The sequence below is a fragment of the Candidatus Hydrogenedentota bacterium genome, assembly GCA_035416745.1.
Classification (GTDB): Bacteria; Hydrogenedentota; Hydrogenedentia; order Hydrogenedentales; family SLHB01; genus UBA2224.
Genome location: DAOLNV010000014.1, coordinates 1 through 4,774, shown reverse-complemented (window position 1 = coordinate 4,774; position 4,774 = coordinate 1). Strand labels below are relative to the sequence as shown.

Genomic DNA, 4,774 nt, shown 5'->3' with positions numbered 1-4,774 from the left:
AACGGGTAGGCGGCCACTCCCCCAAGCCAAGTGAACGGGACTTGGCGGCATTTCTCGGCGCCCCGATTCCCATTTCGAGTATCGAGCAGCTCCAATGTATCGGCAATCAGCCAGACTTCCCCCTTGACGGCCGCTATCTGCTCACACAGGATCTGGACGCTTCAGACACGGCCAACTGGAACGAAGAGGCCGGTTTCGCGCCAATTGGCACATGGGACGAAACGGACCCGTCCCGCTCATTCACGGGGACATTCGACGGGCAAGGGCACGTGATCTCCGGGCTTACCATACAACGGCGCAGGCAAGATTACTGCGGGCTTTTCGGGGCGATAGGCGCGGGCGGCAGCGTGCGGAATCTGGGGATTCAAGGCGGGACGGTTTCCGGAAATTCGGCGGTTGGCTGTCTCGCAGGCGGAAATCACGGCCAGCTGTCGGATTGCTGGGCGGCAGACGCAGCCGTCACGGGATACGCTGGCGTAGGCGGTCTCGTCGGCACGAACGGCCTGTTTGACGCAACCGGCAGCGGCGTGATCACGCGATGCCATGCAGTGGGCACGATAGTTGGCCATTGCTACGCAGGGGGGCTGGTGGGCTGGAATGGCAGCCGGACCTCCGATTGCTGCGCGACCGGACGGGTGACGGCGAGCACGTATGCCGGAGGCTTGTTGGGCGGGAACCTCGATGGCATGGTGTCCCGGTGCTGGGCGAGTGGGCCTGTGACGGGCGAATCCGATGTAGGCGGCCTCGCTGGCATGACACGGGGGGGCGCATTGGAGCAGTGCTATGCCTCGGGCTCGGCAATCAGCGACGAGTATGCGGGCGGCCTGGCGGGGTCAAACAACGGCGCCAGCATCTCCCAGTGTTTCGCCACGGGCCCCGTGGCCGGCAATGCTTATGTCGGCGGCCTGACCGGATGGAACGAGGGCGGGGCCGTCCTGTCCCAATGTTACGCAGCAGGCGCGGTAGTCGGACGGCAGTACGCCGGCGGTCTATCGGGCGAAAACGGCTATAGCGTTATCGAGGCCTGTTTTTGGGATACCGAAGCCAGCGGGATGACCCGGTCCGAGGGAGGCACGGGTCTGACTACGGCTCTGATGCAAACGCCCGATGCGTTTGTAGCTGCCGGATGGGACTTTGACGGGGTCTGGGCGTCGGCAGCCGGAGTGACTTACCCCTGGCTGAGAATACTGCCTCCAGACTCCCCGCAATATGCGCTCTCGACGGTGTCCGTAAATGGCACGATCTCAACCGTGCCTGAATCCTGTTCCCTGCCCGCATGGTCCCTGGTCTGGGTTACGGCAGAACCGGCCGTTGGGCACGCCTTTGCGGGATGGACAGGCACGGGCCTGGGCAGCCACCCGGTCCTCCGCTCCAATCCGTTTCCTCTGGTCATGACTTCCTCGCTGGACATCGAGGCCGTGTTTCTGCCCAAGGGACCCCGGACCATTCTGGGAATCGGCGATCTGCAGCGGATCGGCTACGAACCGCAATGGCCTATCCATTGGGATTATGTGTTGGGCAACGACATCGATGCCTCGGAAACCGCGGCGTGGAATCACGGAGCGGGATTCGTCCCCATCGGCACAGTGGGCCGGCCGTTCGCGGGAGTGTTCGACGGTCAGGGGCATTTCATAAGAAACCTCGTTATCAACCGGCCCTATAGTTCCCACGTGGGTCTATTCGGGATAGTCGGGGGCGACGGTGTTGTGCGGGACCTCGGTCTTATGGGAGGCTCCGTCTCGGGCGTAGCTGAACGCGGCTTTTTCGATATCGCATGCGCGGGAGCCTTGGCGGGCGAGAACAGGGGGGTGATTGAACGCTGCTTCGTGACGACTGCCGTGACGGGCGTGGAGTATGCCGGCGGACTTATTGGCTTTCACAGTGGCGGCAAGGTATCGCGAAGCTACGCAACCTCGGCGGTCACCGGAAACACCCGCCTGGGCGGACTGATAGGCTCGGGCATGAGTGAGGTGGCTCAGTGTTACGCAGCGGGCCCTGTGTCAGGCAGTTCTTACGTGGGCGGGTTAGTCGGTCAACAACAGGGCGGCAGCGTCTCAGAATGCTACGCCGCCGGTCGCGTCTCCTGCTCAGGCAACTACATGGGCGGCTTGATAGGCCACAGTGACTTCGGCGAGGTCGATGCCAGTTTCTGGGATGTCGATCTCAGCGGCACGGCCGTATCGAGTGGCGGTGACGGGCTGTCCACGGCAGAGATGCAGACACAAAGCATTCTTGTGGACGCCGGCTGGGATTTCGGCGCGGCATGGTACATGCTGTCGGCCGGCTCTCATCCGTACTTGGCAAATCCGCCGCAATGCACCGTTCCCAATGTGACAGGTATGCCCGAGGCCGCCGCAATCGGTGCGCTCGAAGATGCGGGATTCCAGGTGCGGACACGGTATGGCTACGATGATGCCGTGCCTCAGGGAAACGTGCTCAGCCAAGGATTGGCCTCGGGTTCACTGCTCAACGCCGGGATCTGGGTAGTGATCGAGGTTTCGCTCGGTCCGGAGCCCGTCCCCGTACCGGGCGTAGAGGGCTTGAATCAAAGCGCTGCTGAAATGGCGATTACTGCCGCGGGCCTGATCGTGGGAACCGTGACCCGCGAATACAGCGATACCGTGCCCGCGGGGATAGTGTTCCGCCAGGACCCAGCGGCCGGCACGGAGGTTCTCCCGGGCAGCGCAGTGGCGCTGGTGGTGTCGATGGGCCCTGAGACAGTACTCGTTCCGGACGTAGCGGGCCTGCTGCGAACCGAAGCCGAAACGGCGCTCGCAAACGCCGGCCTGGTCGTGACGACAGTCGTCGAACACTACAGCGAAACCGTGCCCGCAGGGGTCGTGATCGGACAAAGTCCGCCGGCGGGCACGGTGGTTTCCCCGAACAGTGGAGTGGCTCTGGCGGTATCACTTGGCCCTGAGCCAATCCTTGTGCCGGACGTGGCGGGCTTGTCGCGAGCCGAAGCCGAAACAGCGCTCACGAACGCCGGTCTGGCCGTGGGAGCGGTCACGGAACAGTACAGTGAAACCGTGCCCCCCGGCATGATCATCCGTCAGAATCCTCCCGGCGGTACTGGGGTTCCTCCCGGCGCCGCGGTGGGCCTGGTGGTGTCGCTGGGCCCCGAGCCGGTCCCGGTGCCTGTCCTGACAGGCCTGCTGCGGCGTCAAGCCGCGACCGCGCTTGCCAGCGCCCGATTGGTCCTGGGTGCGGTAATGGAGGAGTACAATAGCTCTGTGCCGGCAGGCCGTGTCGTAACTCAGTCTCCCTCGTCAGGGACCCTGGTTCTTCCCGGGACCGCCGTGGCCCTGATAGTGTCGCTGGGCCCCGAGCCGATTCCCGTCCCGAATGTGGCGGGCTTGTCACGGACCGACGCCGAAGCGGCGCTTGGCAGCGCAGGTTTTGTCGTGGACATGGTGACGGCGGAACATAGTCTCACCGTGCCGGCTGGCCGTGTCATCGCCCAGACTCCCTCGTCAGGCGTCATGGCCCCTCCCGGGACCGCCGTAGCCCTGGTGGTGTCGCTTGGCCCCGGGCCCGCTGCCGTGCCGGATGTAGCAGGCCTGTCACGAACCGAAGCGGAAGCCGCGCTCGCGGATGCGGGTTTGCTCGTGGGGATCGTGACGGAGGAATACAGCAGCACCGTGCCCGCTGGCGAGGTTATCCGCCAGGCCCCGTTGCCCGGCGCTGAGGTGTTGCAGGGAAGCTCGGTCGATTTGCACGTGTCGCTCGGCCCCAAGCCTGTGGCTGTGCCGGACGTCGTGGGAAGCAGCAAGGGGGCTGCCTTGGCCGCCATAAAGGCTGCGGGTCTCAGCGTGGGAATGGTGACCTGGCAATATAGCGATACCGTGCCTTCAGGTCATGTGAGCAGCCAGGCGCCCGCGGCGGGAACAATCGTCCTGTCGGGAGCTACGGTCGACCTTGTAATGTCGCTTGGCCGCGAGCCAGTTCGAGTACCCAAGGTGGTGGGTCTGTCTCAGGCCGAGGCGGAGTCGGCAATCGCCGCTGCCGGGTTGGCTGTCGGAACCGTGACGGAAGCGTACAGCGACACGGTACCCGCCGGTGCTGTGATAAGCCAGTTCCCGGGGGCGGATACGCACGCGGCCCCGGGAAGCGCGGTGGCCTTGGTGGTCTCACGAGGCCGCGATCCTGAACCGGGAGCGACGCCAATATCCAGCATCACAGAACTTCAGCGTATTGGCAACGACCCGGGCTATCCTCTCGATGGAACGTACTACCTGACGCACGACATCGACGCTTCGCGTACGGCCACATGGGACGGAGGCGCGGGATTCAAGCCAATTGGCATTGCCCCAAACCATTTTGCCGGGGTCTTTGATGGCAAAGGCCATGTTGTCTGCAATGTCGTGATTCGCCGTGCCTCCGGCCTTCCCCTCGACCGGGTCGGACTGTTCGGCTCTGTCGGGGCAGAAGGCGTGATCCGGAACCTGGGTATCGAGAACGCCGCCATAGAAGGAAGGTACTCCGTCGGGGCACTGGCGGGACACAGCCAGGGGACGGTTTCTCAGTGCTACGCCATAGCAGAGGTCGCGGGCGATAGTTTCGTCGGCGGTCTGGCCGGTTTCAACGCAGGGTCGATTTCCAGGAGCTACGCAGCGGTCAGACTGTCCGCATCAAGCACATACGCTGGAGGCTTAACGGGTTGGAATGACGGCTTGCTGTCCATGTCCTATGCGCTGGGTGACGTGACCGGCAATGATTGTGTTGGCGGCCTGATTGGATGGAATAGCGACAAGGGTTCCTTCCGTCAATGCTA

The 4,774-nt window shown here is 63.8% G+C and carries 1 protein-coding gene; it reads left to right on the top strand.

The window, feature by feature from the left end:
• Positions 1–41: 41 nt before the first annotated feature.
• The coding region (locus tag PLJ71_06935) for a PASTA domain-containing protein (GenBank protein ID HQM48406.1) at positions 42–4,774 on the top strand (4,733 nt) is incomplete at its 3' end.